The organism is Enteroscipio rubneri (assembly GCF_963929405.1).
In the GTDB taxonomy this organism is placed as follows: Bacteria; Actinomycetota; Coriobacteriia; order Coriobacteriales; family Eggerthellaceae; genus Enteroscipio; species Enteroscipio rubneri.
The window spans coordinates 1,137,202-1,163,564 of sequence record NZ_CAWVIN010000003.1 but is presented as its reverse complement, the minus strand read 5'-3'; the positions used below and the strand labels follow the sequence as shown (position 1 = coordinate 1,163,564).

The window sequence follows — 26,363 nt, the reverse complement described above, 5'->3', positions numbered from 1 at the left end:
GCGCACCCTCCTGGCCTTGAGCAGCTGGTCTTCTTCTGGTCTGGTCAAATTTATTCATTTTGAACATTTTATTATATCCAGATATGCAGTAGCGTTCTTCGTCGACCGAACGTAACCCGCACCGACGACAGGAGACGTCATGCATTCCACCGACAACGAAACCGCCACGGCCGCACCCGTACACAAAGCACATGGGAACCGCGTGGTGCTCAACCGACAGCTCGCCCAGATGCTCAAGGGCGGCGTCATCATGGACGTGACCACCCCCGAGCAGGCACGTATCGCCGAAGCCGCCGGCGCGTGCGCTGTCATGGCGCTCGAACGCATTCCGGCCGACATCCGTGCTGCCGGCGGAGTCTCGCGTATGAGCGATCCGAGCATGATCAAGGGCATCCAAGAGGCCGTGAGCATCCCCGTCATGGCGAAGTGCCGCATCGGGCACTTCGTGGAAGCCCAGGTGCTCGAGGCCATCGAGATCGACTACATCGACGAGAGCGAAGTGCTCTCCCCCGCCGACGACGTCTACCACATCGACAAGACCCGCTTCGTCGTACCGTTCGTTTGCGGCGCGCGCGACCTGGGCGAAGCACTGCGCCGCATCGCCGAAGGCGCCACGATGATCCGCACCAAAGGCGAACCGGGCACGGGCAACGTCGTGCAGGCTGTGCGCCATATGCGGCGGATACAGGCCGAGATGCGCGCCATTGCCTCGATGCGAGACGACGAGCTCTTCGAGGAGGCGAAGCGCCTGCAGGTTCCATACGATCTGGTACGGCACGTCCACGAGCACGGAGCGCTGCCCGTGGTGAACTTTGCCGCCGGCGGTGTGGCCACCCCCGCCGATGCGGCGCTCATGATGCAGCTGGGCGCCGAGGGAGTGTTCGTGGGGTCGGGCATTTTCAAATCGGGCGACCCCGCGAGGCGTGCGGCGGCCATCGTGCAAGCCGTGGCGAACTACGATGACGCACAGCTCATAGCCGATCTGTCCGAAGACCTCGGCGAAGCGATGGTAGGCGTCAACGAGCAGGAGATCGCGCTGCTCATGGCCGAGCGCGGAAAGTAGGGACGGTGGACACGCCCGCCCGCCAGACGGCGATTGAAAACGTCCGCGCGAAAGCCGGGAGCAGCCGCTCGTCGATCGCAGCCGCATGCGGGCAGCGCGCAACGGTGCGGAAAAGAAAGCCGAACGTCGCCGTCCTGGCCGTGCAAGGTGCGTTTGTCGAGCACGAACGCCGCTTGGAGCAGCTCGGCTGCGATTGCACCGAACTGCGGCACGGAGCCGACCTCGCACGCCCCTTCGACGGACTCGTGCTCCCAGGCGGGGAAAGCACAGCTCAGGCGAAGCTCCTCCGCGACCTGGGCATGCTCGAACCTCTTCGAACGCGCATCGCATCCGGCATGCCGACCCTCGGCACCTGCGCCGGGCTCATCCTTCTCGCTGAACGCGTGACTGCCGATGTCTCCACCCAATTTCTTGCGGGCAGCATGCAGGACGGAACGGCTTCCGAGGCGGCAGCCGAAGGCTCCATGGCGCGCGGCGCCTTCGGCACCATGCCAATCACCGTCAGGCGCAACGCCTACGGACGGCAACTCGGAAGCTTCCGCACGCTCGCCCCCTTCGGAGACGAAGGAGAACCGCCCTGCGTCGTAGCTATGACGTTCATCCGGGCTCCGCGTATCGAATCCGTGCGCGATGGAACCCGCACGCTTGCCGTAGTGGACGACGTTCCCGTGGCCGTGCAGGCCGGAAACCAGATCGGATGCGCTTTCCATCCTGAGCTCGAAGACTCGAACGTCGTCTACGAACGCTTCCTCGCCCTCGTGGAAGGGGTGCGCACAGCCGCCTAGGGGCACAGCCGTCGCGCATACTCCCTTGCGAAAACGAAGCTCGCCGGCCGCCGCATCCGCATGCGCGCGGCCAGGCGCTTCGCTGTTGCGCATTTCGCCTTCGACCACACTGGTGGGCTCGCGGCTCTCCAGGCGCGCTATACTGACGACCAGGCACAGCCGCCTCAAGCGGCCCCGCAGGATTGTCGGTTGCGAGAACGGAAGATCCATGAATAGAACCGCGTACCGCCCATTGCCCGCATGCGCGGCTCTGGCAATCGTGCTCGTCGCGCTTGCCCTCTCCTTGGTCGCGGCCACCCCGGCAGCAGCAGGCGAGCCCGAGCCGCGCACCGTGCGTGTCGGGTTCCCGCAAGCCGAAGGCTTCATGATGGTCGACGAGCAGGGGAACCGAACCGGCCTGGTCGTTGATTTTCTCAACGAGATCGCAAAGTACACGGGCTGGGACTACGAGTACGTCGACACCGACGGCGCGAACCTGCCAGCAGAATTGGCGAACGACGACTTCGACCTGCTGGGAGGCGTCTACTACGCCGAGAGCATGGAGCAGTACTTCTCCTACCCGCGCTACAGCACGGGCCATTCCCGCAGCGTGCTGCTGGCACGTTGGGACAACGACTCCCTGTCCGGATACAACCTGAGCGACTTGAATGGAAAAACCATCGGGGTCAATGCGATCGCGACCGAGAACGTGCGCCGCCTGAAAGACTTCCTCTCGATGAACGGGCTGACATGCACGATCGAGCCGTTTGCTCCCGAACAGATAGCAGACGAAGGTATGGCGAGCATCCTGGCAGAGGGGAAAGCAGACCTTGTGCTGGGCAGCGCCAGCGACGACGTGGGCGCGTACCGCCCGGTCGCCTATTTCGACGCCCAGCCGCACTACATCGTGACAGCGCCCGGAAATACCAAGCTGCTGGAGCAACTCGACTGGGCCTTGGGCAAGATTTACGAAAGCGATCCGAAGTTCGCCGACGAGCTGGCCGACAAATACTTTGCGGACCGCGGCGTGCCGGTGTCGCTCAGCGAGGAGGAGCGTGCTTTCATCGAAGATCGCAAGACGGTGAAAGTCGTCGTGCCGACCGATCTGCATCCCTTCTACTGCGCCAACACCGAGAGCAGCGTCCATGACGGGATCGTTCCGGACCTCTTGAAGGAGATGAGCGCATTTTCGGGTTTGACGTTCGAGCTGGTCGAAGCCGACAGCTACGAGGAGGCGCTGGATGCAGTCCGCAACGGCGAAGCCGACATGGCCGGCTTCTTCATGGGAGGCGAGACCGACGCATCCGCCAGCGGCCTTTCGCTGTCTCGACCGTACATGACCATGAACAGTCTGGTGGTCCGAAACAAATCGGTAAGCTACCCATCCGAGGGCTTGAAGTTCGGCGTCGTTGCAGGAAGGGATCTTCCCGACAGCATCGACGCTGCGGACGTCCAGTACTTCCGCAGCATATTCGACGGTCTGGAGGCGGTGGATCGGGGGGAGATCGACTGTTTGTACGGTGCGACGAGCTGGATCGAGAACGAGATGCAGCAGCACGCGTTCCATAACGTGGTGGCAGTCTCGCTGCTCGGCGACATCAGTGTCAGCTTTGCTTTCGCAAAGCCGGCGGACACGAATCTGCTGACCATTGCCAACAAGACCGTCACCAATCTCTCCGACGAGCAGCTTGACGCCATCGTCGGGAGGAACACGGTATCGACGGGCACAGTGCCGTTGACGTTGCGCGACCTGCTGTACACCCATCCCGTACAGACGCTGGGAGCGATCGTCATTGTCCTCCTCTTCATTCTGACGACCGTCATCGCGACGATGCACTCGCGCGTCCGCACCGCCATCGCAAGCTCGAAGGTCGAAGAAGCCGAAGCGGCCAGCAGATCGAAAAGCGAGTTCCTGTCGCGCATGAGCCACGAAATGCGCACGCCTATGAACGCCATCGTGGGACTGGCTGAGCTGGCGGGAACAGCCGAAGGCGTGCCTGACGATGTGAAAGAGGATCTCGCCAAGCTGCGAACCTCCTCGCGCTATCTGCTCAACCTCATCAACGACGTGCTGGACATGAGCCGCATCGACAACGGCATGCTAGCCGTCGCAAGCGAGCCGTTCTCGCTCGTCGAGATGCTCAATGAGCTTGAGACCATGATGGATCACGAGGCCGAACGGCGGGGAATCGCCCTGACCTTTGCGTTCTCGGTGACCCATAGCGGCTTGACCGGCGACGTCGTCCGGCTTCGGCAGGTGCTCACAAACCTGCTTTCGAATGCCTTGAAGTTCACGCCAAAAGGCGGATCCGTGGAGCTGGCGGTACAGGAGAAGGCGTCGGATCACGACGGAGCCACCTTCCTGTTCCGCGTGACGGACGACGGAGCGGGCATCTCCCCGGAAGACCACGAGCGCATTTTCGGAGCCTTCGAACAGTCGGGAACCAGCTCGTCGCGCAGTGAGGGAACGGGTCTGGGCCTGCCCATCAGCAGGAGCATCGTCAGGCTCATGGGCGGCGATCTGGTGCTCGAAAGCGCACCGGGCGAGGGCAGCACGTTCTGGTTCGAGATCACGCTGCCGTACGGCACCCCCCAAGAAGGAGAAGCCCCGAACGAGCTCGACGAAACGCTGTCCGGCGCGCACCTGCTGCTTGTGGAGGACAACGATCTGAACGCCGAGATTGCAACGAGCCTCTTGGAGCTGCAGGGCGCGCAGGTGACGCGAGCGAGCAACGGGCTTGAGGCGGTGGAGCTGTTCTCCCAACATGGGCAAGGCGCGTTCCAAGCCGTGCTCATGGATATCCGCATGCCCGTCATGGACGGGCTCGAAGCCGCGCGCTCCATCCGCGCGCTCGACCGTCCCGACGCCGCAGTCGTGCCCATCGTGGCCATGACTGCGAACTCCTTCCAGGAAGACATCGATGGGGCGCTCGCCGCCGGCATGAACGGCTTTTTGAGCAAGCCGATTGACGTCGCCCGCCTGTACCGCACGCTGCACGAGCTGCTGCAGGAAGAATCCTGATAGGAGGCAGGGCGGCGCCGCGTCCGACCCAGCAGGCCGATTCGCCGCGCCACCCAGGAAAACGGGGCTTTGTGTCAAGGACTACAGGTCGCCGAGCGCAGCCTCGCCGCCTTGGGCGCTGTCGCCGCCTTGCGGCCCTTGCGCTTCGGAGGGATCCTGCGAGCGTTCCGTGCCCATCCAATCATCTGCCACCGTGCCGCCCAGCTTGTGCTCTACCGCGTGGCGCGCGGCCCTGCTGCCGGCCCACATGCCCACGGTCTGACAGGTGCCGCCGCCGTACACCTCGCCATCCCAACCGCTCGTGCACACGCCAGCCGCGTAGAGGCCGTCGATCGCCTTGCCGCGCGCATCGGTGACCTGCGCATCGCGGTTGATACGGATGCCGCCGGACGTATTCAGCATGCCGGAGCAAATCTGGAACGCGTAGAAGGGGCCTTGCTCGATCTTCCACACGTACTTGGCGTCTTTGCCATAGGCGGCATCGGCACCCGCATCGGCGTACCCGTTGTATGCCGCAATCTCCGCCAGGAAATCCTCAACGGCAAACGTGTCCGCCTTCGCAGCGATAGCCTTGCCCAGCTCTTCGAGGGTGTCGGCCTTGAAGATATAGTCCACGCCTTCGTACTGCGCAAGCTCGCTCTGCAAATCGAGCGTTGCTCCCACGCATGCATCGGCGAATCCCGAGTAGTGGCGCTCGCAGCCGCCGGCTTCGTAGGCGGCGATGTTGGCCGAATCCATGATGGAGAACACGTAGCCCTGACTCTCCACGAGCTTGCCGCTCTCCGCCGTGCCGAGCGCGCCGCCTCCCGACTCGTCGCAGAAGCGGATGCCGTACTCGTTCACGAAGCAGTTGCTGTACTGCATGGCGGCCGATACGCCGAGCGGCGAGTCGTAGGCGAGAGAGTCGGTGCCGTTGCCGACATTGTTGAATAGCGAATCCACCGTAAGATGGTTCGCACGCCCATGCGCGGTCTGCTCTGCCAAGAGGTGCCCATCGCCGTCCTGGCCCTCGCCCCAGCCGATGATCTTGTCCATGTCCTGACTGGAGTATTGGCCGAGCAGGTTTTTGTTCGTGCTCATGCCACCAGTGGCCAAAATGACGGCTTTCGCCGCGATGTGCACGACGTCGCCCTCGGCGTTCTCGTACTGCACGCCCGTGACGGTGTACTCGTCGTCGGTGAGCAATGCCGTGGCCCGCGCCTCGGTGCGGATATCGACGCCCTCTTCTTTGGCGATGGGAGTGAGCGTGGAGATGCACGAAGATCCGTTGCCGCCTTCGTAGAACACCACGCCGGCCCGGTACCAGCCCACACCGTGCTTCGCGAATAGCCAGTCGGCGTTGTCGCCCTGTTCCCTCATACGCTCGGCATGCAGGATGGAATTCGCGATGTAGCCCGTCTTAGCTGCGGCGTCGAGGCCCTTCAAGCGCGCCTCGGCTTCGTCGACATTGGTAGCCGGCCCGTTGCATTCGGCGTAGTTCGTGCTGCCGCCCAGCTTCGCGTTTTTCTCGAGCATGACCACCGTGGCTCCCGGCGCCTGCTCCTTGGCGATCATCGACGCCATGAACCCGCCGATACCAGAGCCCACCACGACGATGTCGGCTTCCTCGGTGCTGGCCGCGTCCACGACGACGCCGATACCCGAAGCTGTTTCGACCGCGTCCGACCCGCCTGTGCTCGGCTCGGCCGCCGGACTGCACGCGGCGAGCCCCGCCCCCATGGCAGCCGTCGCCCCGACAACGCCGACGCCCTTCAAAAAGGACCTTCTGCTGATGCCCTCCATACCGTATCCCTCCTCTATTCGTAGCTTCCTTCTCCTTTCCGCGCAGGCGGAAGGGGAATGCTGAGGAGTATACGCAGGAAGGGGGCTTTCGTCCGTCCCCGCACCGTGGTATTCCGCGTTCAGCTTGTCACCGGTTCGGGGTACTACGGCACGATACGCACGCTCGGGGGGAGCGTGCCTCCTGCTCCATGTTAATGGGGCGGCGGGCCTAGGTAGCGCTCCTACTCGGCGCGCTCGACAAGTTCGAGCAGCTCGTCCTTCGCATGGACGCCGGTCTTCTCGTAGATGCGCTTGCAGTGGGTGCGCACGGTATCGGCCGATATGAACAGACGCTCGGCGATGTACTTCGCACCGTGCCCGCGCGCGAGGAAGCGCAGGATCTCCGTCTCGCGCGGGGAGAGCGCGTACTGCTCGGCGATCCGCGCGCAGGCAGTCTGGCGTCGATCGGACGGCTCGTCCGAGCCGCCCTCCCTCGACCGCTCCGCATCGAAGCGGTCGATGCGACCTGCGGCACTACGCACGGAAACGATCACGAGGCCCGCCAAGTACCCCGCCATGATGCACAGCGACACCACCTGCGCTCCCTGGCCGAGCACGCGAAACACCGCCATGCCTGCGCCCAGGGCCAGCGCGCAGGCCGCAAGGTATACCGCCGCCATGCGGGCGATCGAACGGGAGCTACGCGCAACCGCGCACAGGGGCAACGCAAGTCCAAGGACGTTGAACAGCGCGATGCCCACGTAGGTGATCGGCGAATAGAGCGGGATGGCGCTCGTATCGACGATGATGTCCACGAACGGGCTCGCCAGGACGATGGCGGCGGCTATGGGCAGCGCCATGTGGGAGAACGAGATCACGGCGCGCCGCTGGGACGGGATATGCAGCGCTGCGACGACCGCAGCAGCCAGCACGAGCAGGTACGAGACGGGCTTGCATGTCGCAGACGACGAAGACAGCCCCGCAGCAGCCGGCCAGAACGTAAGCCCCAGCGTGAAGAAGTTGAAGAGCAGACCGACGGCCGCTGCAATCGCAGGCGTGCGGAACGCGGCGCGCGCATCGACCGGGCTCGCTTCGTCCGACGGCGCAGCACCCTGCTCACAGGATGCGTCCTCGTCGGACTTGCCGGACGCAGCAAGCGAGACGAGCAGCAGCAAGCCCCCGCATAGCGCGCACACGACCAGGCAGAAGCACGTGACCGGAAACGTCCCCACCTGCTTCAGAAGGTACCACAGCACGGAGGCGAGCAGAACCGACACGCTCATCGTCACAAGCAGCCGCGCTGGAGAAAGCGCGGCATATTGCGCCCACCACCGGCAGAGCATACACGAGAGTCCGAAGCCCAGCAGAGCGCCCGCGGCCAGCGCGCACCACAAGGAGGGCAGCGCATGCACGAAACCCGCAGCGGTCAAGCCGGCAACCCCGCTGGCAGTGCAAGCGCTGATCCAGGCCATTTGGCCGCGATTCGATCGCGTCGGCCTCCAAGCCGTAACGATGCAGCCAGCCAGAACTCCCGCAGAAAGCGACGTCAGGAACGCAGGCACGACACCGTGCAAATCGAGCATCATCATGAACGCGTTGTCGACGCGACAGCAGAAAGCGACGAGGACGAGTACGAAGGAGAGCGCAAGCTCTCTTGGCGCAATCAGGCGCAGTAGCGCATCTACCATATATCCCCTCCTCCCGAAGGCCCCATTATAGGCTATGCCACGAACACTGTACGAAATCGTTGCCTGGTCATCGCCTGGCCGGTGCAGCATGCGCCGCCAGCTGCCGGAGCTGGTTCGGTTAGGCAGCGCCCGGCGACAGCGGCCTGCTCGATCTGCTCGTTTGCACGGCGGGAGCGGCCGTCCTCGCCATCGGCCTCGCCGCAGAAAGGCGCCGCTGCACCAAGCGGGACTGACAGCGGCCCTTCGACCTCCACCCGGCAGCCCGCCGAGTACTCACCGCAGCGAAGCCCCGAGCACCTGAGCATCGAGTAAGGGTCGCGCTTCGCGTGCTCGCGCACCACAAGCGCGCGTAGCGCGACCCTTACAGCAGCCCCAGCTCGCGGGCCTTGAGGACGGCGTCCATGGCGTTGTGGACGCCGAGCTTCTGGTAGGCCGCGGCCGTGTGGCTCTTCACGGTGGGGACGGTCAGGCCCGTTTGCTCGGCTATCTCGGGAGTGCGCAGGCCGCGCGCCAACAGGGACAGCACGCGCGCCTGCTGGCGGGACAGCTTCACCGGCTTGCCGGCGCGCGGCGCGGCAAGGTTCGCGCACACGCCGCGGAACCGGCGGCCGCGCTCGTGCGCGGCCAGCAGCGCCTCCTGCACGAAACCGCGCTCGAGCGGGCCGTCGTAGCCGGGGCGTGCAATGCGCGCGGCCAAGCTCTTCAGCACCGGCTCCACCGATGCGCCTTCGTCGGCCACCACGCGGAAGAACCCGTAGGGCGCGAGCGCCTCCAGGGCCTCCGCCAGCGCGTCCACCGCCTCGTCCTTGCGGCCGCGCGCCCACAGCAGCGACGCCGAAAGCGCGCCCGCCTCGCCCACGTCGAGCGGCCGGTTGAAGCCGCGCCCGAACTCGACCAGGTCGCGGAGCAGCGCCTCGGCCTCCTCCGCGCGCCCGAGCGCGATGTACGCCCGCGCCGTCGTGAAGTGCTGGAACACCCGCACGAGGCCGATGCGCTCGGCCTCCACGACGAAATACTCGTCGAGCCATGAGCGCGCCGCGCGGGCATCGGCGTCGAACAGCGCGAGCTTCGCCTGGTAGGCGCGCAGGTTATGCAAGAACTGCGACGCTTGCTGCGCAACGTAGGCCTCCAGCTGGGCCAGCGCGCGGGCGGCGTCGTCCGCGCGCCCCATCTGCCACAGCACCGCATGCTCCATGATGCCGATGCACACGCGGCCGTCCTCCTTGTTCTCGGGCACGAGCGCGCGCCGCGCCTCGTCGATGCCCGCAAGCGCCGCATCCAGGCGGTTGCGCTCGTACTCGAAGCAGGCGGGGATGAGCGGGCGCACGTAGCACCACTCGGTGCCCAGCAGCGGCGCGAACGTAGTGCCCAAAAGTTCCATCCCGTCCTCTTCGAGCGCGATGGCCGAGTAGTCCACGTTGCTGCGGTGGGGGTACGGCAGGTTCTGCGTGAACGACGTGAGTGTGGTGGCCAGGCCCTTCGGCGTGAAGCGCTTGATGAGGCGCCCGAATTTCGAGAACTTCCGCGCCTTGTCGATGATGGTGGTGCGGTGGTCGATGCTATGCGAGAGCGTGGCGGACTCGATGAACCGCGGGTCGAAGGCCGCGATGCGCGGCAGCGCGCGGTACAGCTCGTCCAGATGGTGCTCGAACCGCTCGCGCTGGCCGGTGAGGTAGTCGTACCACAGCGCCAGGATGTGCAGCGGCGGACAGTCGCGGTACGCACGGTCCGGCAGATCGTCCAGCCGCAGCGTGCCCATGAAGTCGGCGCTGTCGGCCACCGAGCCGCTGCTGCTCTCGTACAGGTACAGCAAGAGGTACGTGTCCATACCCTTGAAATCGCCGCTCTCCAGCCAGAACCGCAACGCCTGCGTGTAGTCGCCACGCGCGCGGAAGAACTCGGCGGCACGTTTGCACAGCTTGGCGCGGTTGACGCCCTCTTCGGCGGCTTTCTCGCGCAGGAAGTCGCGGAACAGGTGGTGGTAGCGGTACAGAGTGTCCGACAGCCGCATGAGGAACGTGTTGGTGCGCGCAAGCTCCTCCATGACGGCGGCCGCGTCGGCGCGCTCCGAAAGCAGCTCGGCAAGCGCCGGGTCGAACTGCTCCGCCACGCTGGTGGCCACGCAGAAGGCACGAAGGCTTTCGTCCCACGTGTTCCACACCTGCTCCTCGAAGAAGCTCGCGAACAGCGTGCTGCTGCCGCCCCTCGTCGCGCGGTCGGACTTCGCGAGCGCCGCCACACCGATGGGCCACCCCTCGGTGGCGTCGAACAGGGCGCCCGCCTCGACGGGCGCGAGGTCGCGGCCGAGAGCCTGGAAGTAGCCGCGTATCTCGTCGGCCGTGAAGCGCAGGTCGGCCGCGTCCAGCAGGGCCGGGCCGCCGTCGGCGCCGAGCGCGGCCCACTCCGCAGGCAGCACGCCGCGCGACAGCAGCAGCACGCTGAACGCCCGCGGCAGGCGCTTGAGCACGGCGGGCAGCGACTTGCGGATCTCCCGGTTCTCTACGAGGTGCACGTCGTCCAGCACCAGGACGTAGCGGCGCTCGAGCGGCGTCATCTCGGCCAGCAACCGAACCAGGTGCTCCACCGGCGAAAGCGAGAACCCGGACTCCTCGATCACAGCGCGCAGACCGTCGTTACCCGGCTGCACCGAGAACAGGCCCAGGGCCAGCTGCTTGTAGAACACCGAGGGAACATCGTCGTAGCGGTCGAGGCCGATCCACACACACGCGCGCTTCGCCTGCTTCAGCCACAGCAGCGCCGACACCGTCTTGCCGCTGCCCGCCGGCGCGCCCAGGTACACGAAGCGCCGCGTGCGCACGGCGCGCTCGATGGCATCCACCACCTGCAGGCGCGGCGCGCACACGTCCGGCAGCGCCGCCGGAGCGAACTTGTCGCTGAGGATGAGATCGTCTGCCACCGCCGCCCCTTCCGCCGTCGCAACCCGTCTTTTTTACCGAGAGTATACCCTAAAACCTCATACCGTATGATAGCGCCGACCCCCTCCCGAGCGTATATTCGAAGCGAAACACGATTGCATCGTTAGAGTTTCAACCCCGTACGCAAGGAGCAGGCATGTCCGAGAAACACGGCAGCAGCATAACGTTGACAAGGCGCTCGTTCGTGGCAGGAGCAGGCGTGGTGGCGATCTCATGCTCGCTCGGCTCCGTCGGACCGCTCATCCCTCGCGCGCACGCGGACGAAGCGGCGCTCGACGCTGCGACGCCCGCATCGGCCGACGCCGCAGCCGCAGCTGCAACGTCGCAGGCGAACGCGCAGAACTACTTCCCCGACGCCTCGTCGTACCGCGCCTTCAACCTGGACACCTCCGTCGCGCCGGCCGACTTCAACGACGACACGTCGAGCGATCCCCTCGCAGGCTTCACGACGCTCGACCCGCAGAACCTCTACGTGGGCTACATGAACCGAACCGGCTACGACAAGGGGAACGCCTACGTCGCCGACAGCCTCGAGGCGCTCACCGCATCCTCGATGAAGCTCGACAGCATGGCACACAAAACCCTGGGGTCGACCTCCCTCGACACCAACTGGAAGGAATACCAGTACCACGCGAACAACGCGTGCACGCTCGAACACAGCGGAGAGCAGCTCATCGTTTCGAACACCATTTACACGGGCACCTATAAGTCACGCCACGGCAAAGATCGGGAAAGCGGGCAGGACATCCAGCTGCAGCGCTTCGCGAACGGACGGGTTCAAACACTGGCCAGAGCCCACGAAGACCTGACCGTGAAAGACAACCCACTCATCATGGAGCATATCCAGCAGGAGGGCTCGCTCGGGCTGCTTGCCATGGTCGGCGGCGATTTCGACGGCGACGGAAACCAGGAGCTCGCCATCTACACTCCCTGGTCCTACAATCCTTTCATCATCGTCTACCGCTTCGATTCCTCAAAGGGAGAACTCGTCGAGGAGCAGAGACTCTACCTCGGCGACATCAACACCAGCTTCAGCACCAGCTCCAGCGACTGGCGCATGCCCATCGTCCACCTGGCCACGTTCTCGCACGGCAGCTACGACGACCTCGTTGTCACCCTGAGCCTGCCGCTCACCTACCAGAACGGCTACGGAAGTCACAGCCCGTTCTCATACATGGCCATCTATTCGAGAAAGACCAAGGAAACACGGCCCCGGCTCGAGCGGATTTACCATTACATCCCCGACTTCGGGTCGTATCGCATGCGGTTCGCCTCGACGCTGCAGACCGACCTCAACGGCAACGGCGTACCCGAGCTCATCATGGCCGGCCACTACAACGCCTACAGCAAAGGCGACCAGGTGGGCTGGATGGTTCCGGAGAAAAACCTCGTGCAGATGTTCACGTTCGACACGGTGAAGGAAATCTACCAGTACGTCTGGGACGTCCCGCAGGAAGTGCCCGCGCTCAGCGATATCTTCGTGCAGTACGAGATGTGCGCGCCCGCAGCGCTCGCAACGGGAAAGTTCCTGCGCTCCGAGGCGAACGATCTGCTCTTCTTGGAGGGGTACGTGTTCTCGCTCTCGTCCACCAACAAGAAGGGCGATTCGGAGGCGGCGCACTTCAGGGACGGCAGCTTCACCTCGCTGTACCATATGAACCTGACGGGCAACCGCAACCACTTCATCACCAAAGCGGTATCCGGCAACTTCGCCAAAACGAACATCGGCACCGAGCAGCTCATCGTGCAGAGCGGGGCGGTGGAATCGAGCAACTACAAGGTCACCTTCGACGTGCGCTGGGTGTTGGAGCGCAGCGGCAAGCTCGCAACCGAGGACACCGATCCCAGCTTCATCCACAACGCGAGCACCGACGACAACGGCACGTTTTTGACCATCGCCACCTGCGATATCAACAAGAACAACGCGTTCAAGTTCGCGCTGAAGTCCAAATCGTTTGGCTGGAGCGCGCCGCAACCCCTCGCCATCCTGGCCAGCGTGCCCTACTGGAGCGAGCTCTCCGACGAGCGGCTCGGCGAGGAGAAAACGGACATCGGCACCACGACCTTCGGCATCTCGTCGTCCGAATCGGCGGGCACCGAGGGCAGATGGGGCCTGGGCGGCGGCTTCAACATGTCCGCCGAGCTGCTCCTGGGCGCCGGGATCCTCGGAAACAGCGCCATGTTGGGCGGCGGCTTCGATTTCGAGGCGATGCTCAACTACGTGGGCAGCTACTATCATGAGCGCAACGTCGAACGCGCGCTCGCCTACCAGGAGTACGCGGGCAGGACCATGGTCGTGACGTCGGCGGTGCCGGTGGTCGTCTACGAGTACGACGTGTACGTGCCCGAGTTCACGGTCACGCAGGACTATCTCGACGAATACAATAAGCACGCCGCGCCCGGCAAGCAGTGGGGGCCGGAAAAGGTGGGCACCAAAGCGGGAAACGTCCACGTGGCCTACAAGGTGGACAACACCTACGATTCCACCCTCGGGCTCATGACGCTCGAGGATTACAACAATGCGGCGGCGAACGTGGGATCTCCGGACGTGCCGCCCATCGACATGGCCGCCGTGTTCCCGCACACGCAGGGCGACCCTACCACCTATCCCACTCAAACGAGCCAGATCGCGAACGTGCACAACAACGGCAACGCCTTGCTCGCGGGCCCCAACGTGCAGGTTGCCGCCGACAAGGGCTCGACGGCTTCGGCAGAGATCACGGTAACCGACACGTCCCAGTTCACCAACGGGTTCGACATAACCGTGGGCGGAGGCATGTCCTTGGCCGTGCAAGCCCAGGAGACGATCGGCATCGCCCTGTCCGTGAGCGGCCACGCGGGATGGAAGGCCGAAGCGACGGGCGGCGCCAGCTGGGTGTCCTCGCAGACGAAGGGCGCGCAGTTCTCCACGTCGCTGCCCTCGCTGCACCCCCTTTCCTATCTGACGCACGGTGGGAACGAATACTCCTACGCCACGCGCCTGGCCGTGTGGCAGACCGATGCCGTGGCGAAGAACCCGCTCGTCATCGGCTACGTGGTGGAGGGAACCGGGTCGGGCGCCGCGCCGAAGAGCCTTCCACTCTACCCCATGGCCTACAGCGCGAACGAGCACAGCATCATCTGGGCCTGGAGCAACAACACCACCCGCCCCGCAGGAGCCTACGGCGTTGCGCTGCCCACGAGCAACAGCACGTGGACGGTGCCCACCGGCAACGTGATGGGCGTTGACACGGGCAGGTTCTGGATCGAAGACGGCCTCGCCGCGGGCGACACCCGGCAGGTGCGGTTCCAGTCCTACGATGACCTGGGCCAGAGCAACCCGAGCGCCTACAGCCCGGCAATCGTCGGCACCACGATAGGCGGCGACGTCCCCGCCATCGACGAGCAGCCGAAAAGCGTGACCGTGTTCGGAGGGACCCCCGCCACGTTCTCCGTGCAGGCGCACTCCCAGCGCGGCGAGGCCCTGAGTTACCAGTGGTTCTACCTCGACACAAGCAACAATGCCTATGCGGAATGGAAACCTATCGTAGGCGAAACGGGACCCGACTACGTCATCGACGCGGCCAAAACCCAGTGGACCGGAACGCTCTTTTGCGTGGACGTGATGGACCGGACGGTCAACGCAAGCGGCGTGGTGCCGACGGTGCGCTCGCAACCGGCGCGGCTGGGCGTCGAGCTAACGAGCGCAATCGCCGACCCCGACGCAGCTGCGGCGACGCTCAGGATGGTGCCGACCATCACGCTCGAACTGACGCCCACCGACGGCAGCACCATCGTCCAGCACCGCGACGAGTTCTTCGTCCCCTATGGCTGCACATTCGACATGACCTTCACCGTGAAGGACGCTGTGGGCGATCCATGCCTCGGCAAAATCACCCTCTCCAGGTACACCTACGAGAACGGCAGCCGCAATGTCGGAACGAGCAAGGACCTCGCCCTCACAGACGGACTGCATACGCTTCAAGGCGACTATCCCGCCTCCGATCCAAGCTCAAGCTACTGGCCCCTTACTCCTTCGGGAGGCGACGGCGCGCGGGTGTTCGAAGTCGAGGCTCGCCTTTCGCTGGACAGCCCCACGGTGAACAAGGTGCTGCCCATCAACGAGTACTTCATCATCAACTACGGCGTGGTCCTGCCAGAGCGTGCCGCCCACCTGCTCACCTGCGACACCGAGGGCCTTCTGCCCGGCGGACCGACGTACGCCCTCACGAAGCACATGCCCCTGCCTGGCATCGCCCCCGCAATGGTGGGCGCCCAGTTCGATGGCTGGTTCACCGATGCCGACCTGGCAAACCCGTTTGAACCCCCGTTCGCGTCCGGCCCCGGCCAGACGACGGTGTACAGCGCCTGGTCGCAGGACGAGTACGCCGTCTCCTACGAGCTGGACGGCGGCACGAACAGCGCCGACAACCCCGTTACGCTCATGAACGACAGCACGACTGTCACCCTGCGCGACCCTTCGAAGGAGGGCTACGCGTTCGAGGGATGGTTCGCCGACAGCTCGTTCTCGCAGCCCGTCACGGTCATCCCCCGCGGCGCGACGGGCGACATCGGCCTGTACGCGAAGTGGAGGCTCATCGAGTATCCCCTGTTCTATTTCGCGGGCATCGGCAAGAACCCCGCAGGAAACCCGACCTCCCACACGGTGCTCGACGGCGAGCTGCCCCTCGCGCCGCCCACGTTCGAGGGCGCCAAAGCGGGCACGAACGCCTGGTACGCGGACTCGCTGTTCACGCAAAAGGCGCCGGGCTCCATACCGGCAGGCAGCATCGGCGACGAAGCGTTCTACGGCTACGCGGACTTCGCCCAGCCGGAACCCGAGCCCGGTTCGAGCGACCCCGCGCAACCCAAACTCCTCGCCAAGACCGGCGACCAGGGCCCGCTTCACTTCCTAGCCGTAGCCGCCGTAACGGCCGGCGCCGCCCTGGCCGCATCGCTCGGCTTCCGTGGAAAGGGGGGCGATCGGTAGGGATGACGCGAGGCATATCCCTATCGGCCGTTCCCCGCACAGGGCCTTACGCCGCAAGCGACGTCGTACGGCCCTTCGGGCGTCTTGCACCGGCAGTCGAAAAAGAGAAAATGCAACTTCAAAAGAACCAGGAGATCGGAACCTCGAGAAAAAAGCCAAGCGAGTTTCATAGCACGAACAGGGACGAACGGTATCCTTTGCGCTGTTCAGCATCGGCAGCTTCACCGATGAGCTGAAAGACCTCGCCGCTTCCCGATCCGACGTGGTACTGGCAGGGCCGAAAGAGCCCGTCATGTATGAATGAGACGACGGCCCTCCGGCCGAACTTTATTCCACGAGTCCCAGCTCGCGCGCTTTCAGCACGGCGTCCATGGCGCTGTGCACGCCGAGCTTCTGGTAGAGCGCGCCCATGTGGCTCTTCACGGTGGACAGCGACAACCCCGTCCGCTGGGCGATCTCGGGCTTCTTCATACCGCGGGAGAGCAGCTCAACCATGAGCTTCTGCTGCGGCGAAAGCGCCACCGTCTGTTCGCTCTCGCCGAAGCGCGCCGTCATGCCGCAGAACCGTTGCGCGCGCTCGCGCGCTGCCGCGAGCACCTGCCCCACGAAGGCGGAATCGGGTGCGCCGTCCGCCCCGAAGCCGTTCGGCGCGCCGTCGACGCGAATGTGCGGTTCTCCCTGCTCAGCGAGATGTTCGAGCACTGGGACGACCGATGCGCCTTCGTCGGCGACCACGCGCACGAACCCGTACGGCCCGAGCGTCACGAGCGCTTCCGCAAGCACATGAGCCGCTTCGTCGGTTCGACCCGACGCCCACAGAAGCGATGCCTTAAGCGCGCCCGCCTCGCCCGCATCGAGCGGGCGGTTGAAGTCGCGGCCGAACGCGAGAAGCCTCTCGATCAGCGCCTCCGCTTCACTTGCGCGGCCGAGCACGACGAGCGCCCGCGCCGTGGTGAAGTGCTGGAACACGCGCACGAGCTCGATGCGGTTCGTCTCGGTGACGAAGTACTCGTCAAGCCAGGTGCGCGCAGCGTCCTCGTCGGCCCCGAACAGCGCGAGCTTCGCGCGGTACGCCTTCAGGTTGGGAAGGAAATGGGGGGCCTCGCCGGCCGCGTACGCCGCAAGCTCGGCAAGCGCGCTGTCGGCCTCGGCTGCGCGCCCGAGCTGCCACAACGTCGCATGCTTCATCAGCATGACGCACAGCCGCCCGTCCTCTTTGTTTTCGGGGATAAGCGCGGCTTGCGTGCTTTCGAAGCCCGAAAGCGCTTCTGACAGGCGGTTTCGCTCGTAGTCGAAGCACGCGGGGATGAGCGGGTAGATGTAGCGCCATTCGGTGCCGAGCAGCGGGGAAAACGTCCGTCCGAGCAGATCCATTCCCCCCTTTTCGAGCGCGATGGCCGAGTAGTCGAGGTTGCTGCGGTGCGGATACGGAAGGTTGTGCGTGAACGAGGCGATCTTGGTCGCAAGCCCTTCGGGCGTGAACCGCTTGACGAACCGCGCGAAGAAGCCGAACCGCTTCGCCTTCTCGATGATAGTCGTGCGATGATCGACGCTGTATGCGAGGATGGCGAATTCCACGAACCGCGGATCGGATGCGGCGATGCGGGGAAGCGCCCGGTACAGCTCGTCGAGATGGTACTCGAAACGCTCGCGCTGGCTGGTGAGATAGGCGAACCACGCGGCCAACACGCGCAAAGGCGGGCACTCGCGATAGGCCGAATCGGGAAGCGCGTCGATATCAAGCGTGCGCAGGAAGTCGGCGTAATCGGCAACCGAGCCTCGGTTGTTCTCGAAAAGGAACAAGACGAGGTACGTGTCCATTCCGCCGAACTCGCCGCTCTCGAGCCAGAACCTGAGCGCACGCGTGTAATCGCCCCGCACGCGGAAATGCTCGGCAGCCCGCTTGCAGAGCTCGGCGTGGTCGGTGCGCTCGCATTCCGCCTTCTGTCTGAGGAAATCGAGGAACAGATGGTGGAAGCGATACGTATCGCCGTGCAGGCGCATCAGAAACGTGTTCGTGCGCGCAAGGCCGCCCATCACCTCGATGGCATCGTCGCGCCCGGTCAGAAGGCGCGCGAGTTCCCCGTCGAACTCGTCAGCGATGCTCGTCGCCAGGCAGAACGCGCGCAGGTCGTCGTCCCACGTGCTCCATACCTGCTCGGCGAAATAGTGTTCGAGCATGCGCCCGTGCTCAAGGGAGGCAGCCGGCCCGGCTTTCGCGAGCGCCGCAACCCCGATGGCCCACCCCTCGGTTGCGGTGTGGAGCTTGTTCACCTCGCTGGGCGTGGGAAACCTGCCGAGCGCATTGTAGTACTGCCTGATCTCGTCTTTCGAGAAGGCGAGCTCCGAGGCGCCGAGCACGGTCGGCGCGGTCTCCGCATCGGACTCGCGCCATGCATTGGGCGGCGGCGTGCGCGACAGGAGCAGCACCGCGAACGTACTCGGAAGCAGACGGAGCACGGAGGGCAGCGACTTGACGATCTCGCGGTTCTCGATGAGATGGAAGTCGTCGAACACGACCGCGCTGCGGCGCTGCGGCCGCTGCATCGCCTCGACCAGGCGCATCGCGTGCTCGACGGGTGACGCCGAAAACGAGGGGTCCACCAGCATGGCGCGCATGGCGGCGTTTTCGGGCTGCGTCGAGTACAGGCCCGTCGCGAGCAGCTTGTAGAACACCGAGGGCACGTCGTCGTAGCGGTCGAGCCCGATCCACACCGTCGACCGTTTGGCCTGTTCGATCCAGAGAAGCGTCGAGATCGTCTTGCCGCTACCCGCAGGCGCGGCAACGTATACGAAGCGCTTGCGGGAGACGCGCTCGATCGCATCCACCGTGCGCAGCCGCGGCGCGCACACGTCGGGGAGGGTCGCCGGGGCGAACTTATCGCTCAATATGAACTCGGAGCACGGGTCGCACGCGCGGGCGCCGTCTTGTTCCCCTTCGGCTTCGCCCGACTTCACAGCCCTCATTTCAGCACCCGCCCTCTTCGACCGATTCACGGAGCCCAGTATAGCCCAAAACCCTCATACCGACCGATACCGCTGCCCATTCTCGGCGGGTATAGTTGAAGTGACGGCGGGGTACGGCCGCGTCTTGGCAGAAAGGGGAAGCGCATGGACCGATCGATAGCTGCATTCGACTACGCCATCCGCGTCGCGGAGCTGGTGCGCTACCTGCGCGAGCTGCCCGAGCGCTTCCCCCTTTCAGCCGAGCTCTTGGCCGCCGGCGTGCGGGCGGGCATGGCGGCGCGCGACATCGATAGCCTCGGGCTCGACAGCGAAGCCGTGCGTGTCCGCGAGTCGATAACCGCGATCGACGAGGTTACGTACTACCTCGATATGGCCGTCCACTCGGGATACCTGACCGAGCTCGAAGGCTCGGGCATCCGCCAGATGGGCGTCGATCTGCGCACCGCGCTTGCAGCCTCGCTGACGCCGGACCGCCTCGAGCACAGCACTGCGCCGATTCATCGAAGGAGCAAACCATGATGAGCAGTAACAACCGATCAATTGACAGGCCCATCGCGCATTGCCACGCACGCCTCCGCGCGCAAGCCACGCTGCTTGTCTGTATAGCAACCCTCGCCTTCGCCACGTTCGTCTTGCTCGGCGCCGACGATGCGCTTGCACAGGACCAGCAGGACATATCAGATGTCGACGCCATCACGGCCGAGGCACCAAAGGACGCTTTCGGGGAGCTGCCGTCGGTCCACCTCGAAGAGAAAGCTGCCCCCTCCCTTGGCGCTCAGAGCGAATCGCCTGCAGCAGGCACACCGACTGCCGTGACGGAAGCCGACACGCCCGCTTCAAAGGGAGCCGTTGAAGCGGCGAAAGACGCAACAGATTCTACGACAGGAGCCATCGTGGCGGCTGCGAACAAGCCAGCCTACAAGCTCACCCATCCCAAATGCGCCGATACGGGTCTCGTCTACGACGGCACGCGCCAGCAAGGCTACAGCGGAGTTCCCGTGACCAGGATCCCCGCCGACAACGGTACTGACGAGATGGACTATAACGGGCCCTTTGACGTCGAGTACAAAGGCATCAACGGCACGGTATACAATCCCCCCAAGGCCCTTTCCGCAGGATATCAACAAATCAATACCCACGCCCCCATCAACGCCGGCACCTACCAGGTGGTCTTCACGGTCCCCGAAGACCAGTCGTTCACCCTCGAACCCAACCGCCTCGAGTTCTCGATCGCAAAGGCACCCGCGCCCGCGCTTTCGCAGCCTTCCGTGACGCTGTTCGACGCGCCGGGCAGCGTTATGGCGTTCGACCTCGCACGCATGATCAACCTGCCGAGCGACCTCAACGGCGGGCCCGTATACGCGGTGACCGCGTATACGGCGAACGGCCTGACAACCGCCTCCATCGACTCCGCGACTGGCGAACTGACGCTCACCTCGAAAGGCGGGGCAGGCCTCGCGGCATCGGACACCGTGACCGTGGCGCTCGCCGACATGGGCAACTACGAAGACACCGCCGTGCAGGTGAACGTGAGCTACAAGGCGAAACCCGCCGCCACGATCAGCGGCGCGCAGAGCAACGACGACACGCCGCAGACGACCTGCCAGACCGCCCCGCCGGGCAACCTCCTGGCCCACACCGGCGACACCACCCCGTCCGGCCTGATCGTGGCCGTCACGGGCGTCGCAGCTCTCGTTGCCGGAGCGTCCTGCGCCTTGGCCCTACGAGCCTCGCGCCGACAGCTGCGCGACTCCAAGCGACGATAAGAACGTATGCCGGGAAGTCATCGCTTCGCCCGACGCTCGTTTATCACGGGCACGTTCGTGCTCATCACGGGCGCGAACGTGCCCGCAGTCGCATCGCCGCACTCGATGCGCGGGATCGTCGTTATGGGGTTCGGTTCTCGGCATCGATCTTCTGGCAGTTGAAAGAGGGCGTGTCGGCCTGCACGGGTAAGTCCCGCCCGTCCGAAATAGTTGAAGGACAACCAAGAGCGCTCGTCGTAGAATGAACCAGCGAGTTCGTTGAAGCCCGGAGACCGGGAGGGGAGGCAGAATGCCCGATCTTATCGACCTAGCCCAGCGCGCCATCGAACATCCGGCGGCGGCCTTACTGCACGAAGAACGCTGCCTCGCACAACGCGGCCTGCCCGAGCTCTGCACGGCATGCTTCGATGCATGTCCCATGGAAGCCGTGTCGTTCGACCTGCTCGACGCTGCGGGAACGCATGGGGTTCTCGGCATGCCCGAACCCGCGCGCCCGCGCATCGATGCAGAGGCATGCACGAGCTGCGGCAGCTGCGTCGCAGCCTGTCCGACGGGCGCCCTGGGCGCGATGGGCGCGCTCTCGGACGATGCGCTCCTTGACGCCGTGCGACACGCCGCACGCGCCGTCTGCCTCCGCAGCGCCCGAGAGCGTACGGCGTCGAATGGGAGCACGGACATCGATCAAGGCGAGCAGGAAGGCTCTTCGCACCTGGGCAAGCCCGGTGCGCCGCACGTGGCCTTCGTCTGCGAACGCGATGCGGCGGGCGTCGACGGCGAAGGCGCTTCGATCGTTCTCCCCTGCCTCGCCTGGATCGATGAGGCGCTGCTCGTGCACGCGGTAGCCGAAGGAGCACAGCTCGTCGTTTTGTCCGCTTGCGCCTGCACGACCTGCCCTCAGCGGCACGCCGTGCGCGAACTCCCCCGCACGGCGCAAAGAGCACGGCGCATCGCCGACCTCTGGAGGCTGGACGGAACAATCGAGCTGATCGACGAGCGCACAGATGCAGATGCGCGGAGCGGGACCGATGGCGGGATGTCGCGGCGCGGGCTGCTCTCACGTGCACGGGCGACAATCGTCGACGCCGCAACGAGCGCAGCAGCCCTTCAAACGGAGGCGATCGTCGGCAAAGCAGGCGAGGCGAAAAGCGCCGAACCGGACCGTCGACGCTGGCAGCTGCTCGACGACCTGCATGCGGTCGGCCTCCCCGATGGCGCAGATACCGTCCCCCGTGTGCTCGCCCCCCGTGCGAGCATCGACTTCGAACGATGCTCGGGCTGCGCCCACTGCGCGCTGTTCTGCCCCACGGGCGCGTTGCGCAAGTCCAGGAAGGGCCCGGGCGGCACGACGGTGCTCGAATTCGACGCTACGCGCTGCCGCGACTGCGGCGCATGCGTCGAGGTCTGCCGCTACGGCGCGCTCGTCTGCGATGAGAGCCTCACGGTCGATGAGCTGTTCGCCTTCGATCCGTGCGAGCTCGTCATTCCCAAGCGCCGCGTCCTCCCCGAGCGCCGCATCCTTCCCGAATAGCACGTCGGTCGCCGAGCGCCGCTCAGGCGGCCCCGTCCTGCACGTCCCCAATCCCCCGCAGGAGTGAATTCCGCCGAAGCCCATGCGCAATGACAGAAAACTCGCACCGGGGGTTTCGGTTGAGGATCAACCCTGAAGGCCATGCGCCCGCATCGCTCAGCGGGCAGCGCGGTACTCCTCCATCAGGGCCTTGAACGCGGGCATCGAGCGCTCGATGGTGGCGCGCGAAACGCAATAGCTCACGCGCACCCAGCCGCCCACACCGAAGCTGTCGGACGGCACCAGCAGCAGCTCGTGGGCCTTCGCGCGGTCGCTGAACGCCTGAGCGTCGTCTTCAAGCGCACGCACCCACAGGTAGAACGCGCCGTCGGGCTCCACGAACTCGTAGCCCAGCGCGCCCAGGCCCTCGGTGAGCAGGCGGCGGTTCTCTGCGTAGGACGCCACATCGCTCGGCTCGTCGATGCAGGCGGCGATCACGCGCTGGAACAGCACCGGCGCGCAGATGAACCCGAGCGCGCGCCCGGCGCCGGCCACGGCCGTAGACACCTCGGCCGCGTCGTCCATGAGGTCGGACACGTAAACGTAGCCGATACGCTCGCCCGGCAGCGAGAACGACTTCGAGTACGAGTAGCATACGATGGTGCGCGGCCACACGCACGGCACGTAGGGAACCTCGGCGCCGTAGGTGATCTCGCGGTACGGCTCGTCGCTGATGACGTAGATCTTGCGTCCCAGCTCGGCCTCCTTGCGCGCTAGCAGCGTGGCGAGGGCCTCCAGGTTTTCGCGCGTGTACACAGCGCCCACCGGGTTGTTCGGCGAGTTGATGATGACGGCGGCCGTCGCGGGCCCGATGGCCGCATCCAGCGCGTCGATATCAAGCTGGAAGTCGGGCACGTGCGCCGGCACCTCCACGCGCGTGCAGCCGGCGGTCTCTATCCACACCTGGTACTCGGGGAAGAACGGCGCGATGACGATAACCTCATCGCCCGGCTGCGTGATGGCGCTGATGGAGATGGCCAACCCCGCCGCGGCACCCGCCGTCAGGTACACCTGGTCGGGCGAGGCCGGCACGTCGAAGTGGCGCCGGATATGGTCGGCCACCGCGGAGCGCACGCGCGGGTCGCCGGCGGCCGGCGAGTAGCCGTGCAGCGCGCTCGGCTCCTCCTCCATGAGCTCCAGCACGGCCTGCTTCACAGCGTCGGGTGCGGGCACGCTCGGGTTCCCGATGCTGAAGTCGAACACGTTGTCGGCGCCTATCTCCGCCTTGCGCGCCATGCCGTACGCGAACAGCTCGCGAATCGCGCTCGGCTCCGCTCCCAGCCCGTACATCCTTTCGTTCACCATATGCACCACGTCCTCGTCTTGCCGCTTGTTTTTGTCGAAAAACAGGGTAGCACAACGCGTCCGCGCCGAGACGTCGAACGCGCGCATGAGCGGGGTGGACGCACGCGACGGAAGCGCCGAAAGCTATTCCCCGAACAGCATCTGCTCGAACTCGGCCACCGGCACGGGACGGGAGAATACGTAGCCCTGCAGCATGTCGCAGTCGATGGCGCGCAAGCGGGCTGCCTGGCCGGGCTCCTCGACGCCTTCGGCCACCGTCCCCAGATCCAGCTTCTTCGCCAGATCCACCACCGACTCCACCACGTCCCACTCGCGCTGGCCGGCATCGTCTCCGGCCGAGAAGAACGCGCGGTCGAGCTTCATCGTGTCGATGTCCACGTCCTTCAGCACGTTGAGCGACGAGTACCCGCTGCCGAAATCGTCGAGCGAGCAGCGGTAGCCGCGCGCATGCAGCAGGTCGATCACGCCCTTGAACGTTTCGGGGTCGCCGAACACCAGCGTCTCGGTCAGCTCGAACTCGATGAGCGACGCCGGCACGCCGTAGCGTGCGCGGATCTGCTCGTACGGCGTGAGAAAATCCTGCTCGCGCAGGTGCGCGCGCGACATATTCACCGAGATGGGCACCGGTTGCCGCCCCTGTTCGATCCACGAGGCCAACAGGGCACACACCTGCTCGAACACGCACAGGTCAACGTTGATGATGAAGCCGTTGCGCTCGAAGTACGGCACGAAGTCGTCGGGCGGCACGAGGCCGCGCACCGGGTCGATCCACCGCACGAGCGCCTCGGCGCCCCCGATGGAGCCGTCGGCCAGGAGCTGCTTGGGCTGGAAGTACGCCACGAATTCGCCCCGCTCGAGCGCGCCGTGCATGCGGTTCTCCATATCCTGTTCGGACAGCAGGTTCTGGCGGTCGACGTCGCTGTAGAACATGCAGGTGAAGTGGCGGGCATTCGATGCTTCCTTGCTGGAGCCGCGCGCAACGTTCGCCCGGTCGCGCACGAGCGTCATGGGCAGGCTCGTGTCGTCGATAGGGTACACGCCCACCGTGAACGAGAGGAAGTACGGCCGCTCCGCATCCACGTTGAAGCGGTTGATATCCTGAACCATGCCGTCGATGCGTTCGTACATGGCCTGCGCGCCCTCGTCGCGCATGAGCACGTTGAAGGCGTCGGCGTTGATGCGGCCCACGCACTCGTCCCCCTCGAGGTGCGCGCGCAGGCGGTCGTACACGAAGCGCAGCACCATGTCGCCGCTCTCCGTACCCTGGATCTCGTTGAGCAGCTTGAACTTCTTCAGGTCCAGCGCCACCAGGGCATAGGCCCCCGGCTCGGCCTGGTCGATAACGCGGCGTGCGGTCAGGTCGAACCGCGTCTGGTTGAAGCCCTTCGTCACCGGATCCACGAACGCGAGCCGCTCCAGCTCCACGTTCGCCTCCTCCAAGTGCTGCTGCGCCTCCACCAGGTCGGTTACGTCCGTCATGGTGGTGTAGGACAGCTGGCAGCCGTCCACGTACTCGTCAAGGAACGTCGAGACGAACTTCACCCATTTGTGGCCGCCCTTCACGTTCAGCCCGGCAATGCACTCGTACCCGCCCGTGTTCTTCTCGAGCGCCTCCGTCACATGCTCGGCGATGACGCCGAAGTCCTCGGGATTGTCCGCGAAGTAGAGGTCGGGTCGATTTTGGAACAGCGCCTCGTACTCGTCTTTGGGATAGCCGATGAAGTCGTAGTAGTAGCGGTTGGCCCATACGAGGGTGAAGTGCTCGTCGATCTTGTGCTTGCTCACGCTCAGGCGGAGAGTGTCCGCAAAGATGCTGTCCCCTTCGCTTACGAGCGACGAGTGGGTCAGACGATCAGGAACGTGCGCCATGACAGGCTTCTCTCTTTTTCGCCCACTGAACGCTCTGACGCCGCGCGGGCACCGCTAATTCAACGTGCCATTCTACGCCTTTTCCAGCCGGGAAACCAGGCTTCACGATCGGTGGAAGATAAGGCGGACGCAGACGAAAGACGGCGAGCGCGCAACTTGAAACCGGCGGCTACCAGCCGGCGCCCGCCTGTATCCTGCAACGCCGCGAGGGGATCGCGCAAGCGCGCGACGGCTATTCCTGCTTGACCACCAGCACGTCGCAGCGCATGTTCCTGATGAGATACGTGGATACGCTACCCACGAATACGTATTTAATGTTGGAGAGGCCCCGCTCGCCGCAGATGACCAGATCGGGCCGAAACGGCTCGATCAGCTGGCGGGAAAGGGTATCGGCGATACGACCCGCGCGCACGACCAGATCCACCGCAGGGATGGCCGAATTGTTCCGCGCTTCCTCAAGGATGTCGCGCAGCTCCTCCTCGATGCGCTTCTTGCCTTCGACGCACAGAGCCTCGAAATCGACGCCCGACGCCTCGTAGGGAACCGAATCGATCACATGCCCGAACGTGAGCAGAGATCCGTTGTCGGCCGCGAGCGCGAGTGCGCGCTGCGCCACCGCCGCCTGAGTCGAAGCCCCATCGAGTGCTGCGAAGATGCGTCCGTAACGCTGTGCCATAACCGCTCCT

At 65.1% G+C, this 26,363-nt stretch carries 14 protein-coding genes; 7 read left to right on the top strand and 7 right to left on the bottom strand.

The features are described from left to right. Positions 1-139: 139 nt before the first annotated feature. From pdxS to ABGT83_RS11775, 3 genes are all read left to right on the top strand, one after another. Complete coding sequence (pdxS, locus tag ABGT83_RS11785) at positions 140-1,063, top strand: pyridoxal 5'-phosphate synthase lyase subunit PdxS (protein WP_346687746.1); 924 nt, start codon at positions 140-142, stop codon at positions 1,061-1,063. 5 nt (positions 1,064-1,068) lie between these two features. After that, a complete protein-coding gene (locus ABGT83_RS11780) occupies positions 1,069-1,848 on the top strand; it encodes a pyridoxal 5'-phosphate synthase glutaminase subunit PdxT (RefSeq protein ID WP_346687744.1) in 780 nt (259 codons plus the stop codon). A 208-nt stretch (positions 1,849-2,056) separates the two neighbouring features. Beyond that, positions 2,057-4,849 carry an ATP-binding protein gene (locus ABGT83_RS11775; RefSeq protein ID WP_346687742.1) on the top strand — a complete coding sequence of 931 codons (2,793 nt, stop codon included), beginning with the start codon at positions 2,057-2,059 and terminating at the stop codon, positions 4,847-4,849. 81 nt (positions 4,850-4,930) lie between these two features. On the opposite strand, the gene ABGT83_RS11770 is transcribed toward ABGT83_RS11775, so the two are convergent. From ABGT83_RS11770 to ABGT83_RS11760, 3 genes are all read right to left on the bottom strand, one after another. Continuing rightward, the gene (locus tag ABGT83_RS11770) at positions 4,931-6,631 is read right to left on the bottom strand and encodes an FAD-binding protein (protein ID WP_346687740.1); all 1,701 of its coding nucleotides are present in this window, start codon (positions 6,629-6,631) and stop codon (positions 4,931-4,933) included. 221 nt (positions 6,632-6,852) lie between these two features. Further along, positions 6,853-8,298: a helix-turn-helix transcriptional regulator gene (locus ABGT83_RS11765; RefSeq protein WP_157938902.1), complete on the bottom strand. Its 1,446-nt coding sequence runs from the start codon at positions 8,296-8,298 to the stop codon at positions 6,853-6,855. A gap of 361 nt (positions 8,299-8,659) precedes the next feature. Next, entirely contained in the window at positions 8,660-11,215 is a 2,556-nt protein-coding gene (locus ABGT83_RS11760; RefSeq protein WP_346687738.1) for a LuxR C-terminal-related transcriptional regulator, read from the bottom strand. Between the two features lie 155 nt (positions 11,216-11,370). Between ABGT83_RS11760 and ABGT83_RS11755 the strand changes: the two genes are divergently transcribed. After that, positions 11,371-16,203 (top strand): InlB B-repeat-containing protein, encoded by a 4,833-nt coding sequence (locus ABGT83_RS11755; protein WP_346687737.1) that lies wholly within the window; start codon positions 11,371-11,373, stop codon positions 16,201-16,203. 327 nt (positions 16,204-16,530) lie between these two features. Here the strand turns inward: ABGT83_RS11755 and ABGT83_RS11750 are convergent, their stop codons facing one another. Continuing rightward, on the bottom strand, positions 16,531-19,170 hold the full coding sequence (locus tag ABGT83_RS11750; protein ID WP_346687735.1) for a LuxR C-terminal-related transcriptional regulator: 2,640 nt from the start codon (positions 19,168-19,170) through the stop codon (positions 16,531-16,533). A gap of 144 nt (positions 19,171-19,314) precedes the next feature. On the opposite strand from ABGT83_RS11750, the gene ABGT83_RS11745 reads away from it, so the two are divergent. The 3 genes from ABGT83_RS11745 to ABGT83_RS11735 all read left to right on the top strand — a co-directional run bounded on the left by ABGT83_RS11745 (position 19,315) and on the right by ABGT83_RS11735 (position 22,464). After that, on the top strand, positions 19,315-19,689 hold the full coding sequence (locus ABGT83_RS11745; protein ID WP_346687733.1) for a hypothetical protein: 375 nt from the start codon (positions 19,315-19,317) through the stop codon (positions 19,687-19,689). Beyond that, entirely contained in the window at positions 19,686-20,936 is a 1,251-nt protein-coding gene (locus ABGT83_RS11740) for a hypothetical protein (protein WP_346687731.1), read from the top strand. Before ABGT83_RS11745 ends, ABGT83_RS11740 begins: the two co-directional genes overlap by 4 nt. Before the next feature lie 289 nt (positions 20,937-21,225). Then, positions 21,226-22,464, top strand: coding sequence for a 4Fe-4S binding protein (locus tag ABGT83_RS11735; protein ID WP_346687729.1), 1,239 nt, complete (start codon positions 21,226-21,228; stop codon positions 22,462-22,464). Positions 22,465-22,620: 156 nt separating this feature from the next. On the opposite strand, the gene ABGT83_RS11730 is transcribed toward ABGT83_RS11735, so the two are convergent. The 3 genes from ABGT83_RS11730 to ABGT83_RS11720 all read right to left on the bottom strand — a co-directional run bounded on the left by ABGT83_RS11730 (position 22,621) and on the right by ABGT83_RS11720 (position 26,353). Next, entirely contained in the window at positions 22,621-23,808 is a 1,188-nt protein-coding gene (locus ABGT83_RS11730; RefSeq protein ID WP_103265036.1) for a pyridoxal phosphate-dependent aminotransferase, read from the bottom strand. 123 nt (positions 23,809-23,931) lie between these two features. Then, entirely contained in the window at positions 23,932-25,677 is a 1,746-nt protein-coding gene (locus ABGT83_RS11725) for a sensor domain-containing protein (RefSeq protein WP_346687727.1), read from the bottom strand. Between the two features lie 232 nt (positions 25,678-25,909). Continuing rightward, positions 25,910-26,353, bottom strand: a complete 444-nt coding sequence (locus tag ABGT83_RS11720; RefSeq protein ID WP_103265015.1) for a universal stress protein — start codon at positions 26,351-26,353, stop codon at positions 25,910-25,912. Positions 26,354-26,363: the final 10 nt, after the last annotated feature.

Excerpts from the sequence above, each read along its gene's own strand:
- pdxS (WP_346687746.1), top strand. The coding sequence starts at position 140 with ATGCATTCCACCGACAACGAAACCGCCACGGCCGCACCCGTACACAAA.
- ABGT83_RS11775 (WP_346687742.1), top strand. The coding sequence starts at position 2,057 with ATGAATAGAACCGCGTACCGCCCATTGCCCGCATGCGCGGCTCTGGCA.
- ABGT83_RS11770 (WP_346687740.1), bottom strand. The coding sequence starts at position 6,631 with ATGGAGGGCATCAGCAGAAGGTCCTTTTTGAAGGGCGTCGGCGTTGTC.
- ABGT83_RS11765 (WP_157938902.1), bottom strand. The coding sequence starts at position 8,298 with ATGGTAGATGCGCTACTGCGCCTGATTGCGCCAAGAGAGCTTGCGCTC.
- ABGT83_RS11755 (WP_346687737.1), top strand. The coding sequence starts at position 11,371 with ATGTCCGAGAAACACGGCAGCAGCATAACGTTGACAAGGCGCTCGTTC.
- ABGT83_RS11750 (WP_346687735.1), bottom strand. The coding sequence starts at position 19,170 with ATGAGGGCTGTGAAGTCGGGCGAAGCCGAAGGGGAACAAGACGGCGCC.
- ABGT83_RS11745 (WP_346687733.1), top strand. The coding sequence starts at position 19,315 with ATGGACCGATCGATAGCTGCATTCGACTACGCCATCCGCGTCGCGGAG.
- ABGT83_RS11740 (WP_346687731.1), top strand. The coding sequence starts at position 19,686 with ATGATGAGCAGTAACAACCGATCAATTGACAGGCCCATCGCGCATTGC.
- ABGT83_RS11735 (WP_346687729.1), top strand. The coding sequence starts at position 21,226 with ATGCCCGATCTTATCGACCTAGCCCAGCGCGCCATCGAACATCCGGCG.
- ABGT83_RS11730 (WP_103265036.1), bottom strand. The coding sequence starts at position 23,808 with ATGGTGAACGAAAGGATGTACGGGCTGGGAGCGGAGCCGAGCGCGATT.
- ABGT83_RS11725 (WP_346687727.1), bottom strand. The coding sequence starts at position 25,677 with ATGGCGCACGTTCCTGATCGTCTGACCCACTCGTCGCTCGTAAGCGAA.
- ABGT83_RS11720 (WP_103265015.1), bottom strand. The coding sequence starts at position 26,353 with ATGGCACAGCGTTACGGACGCATCTTCGCAGCACTCGATGGGGCTTCG.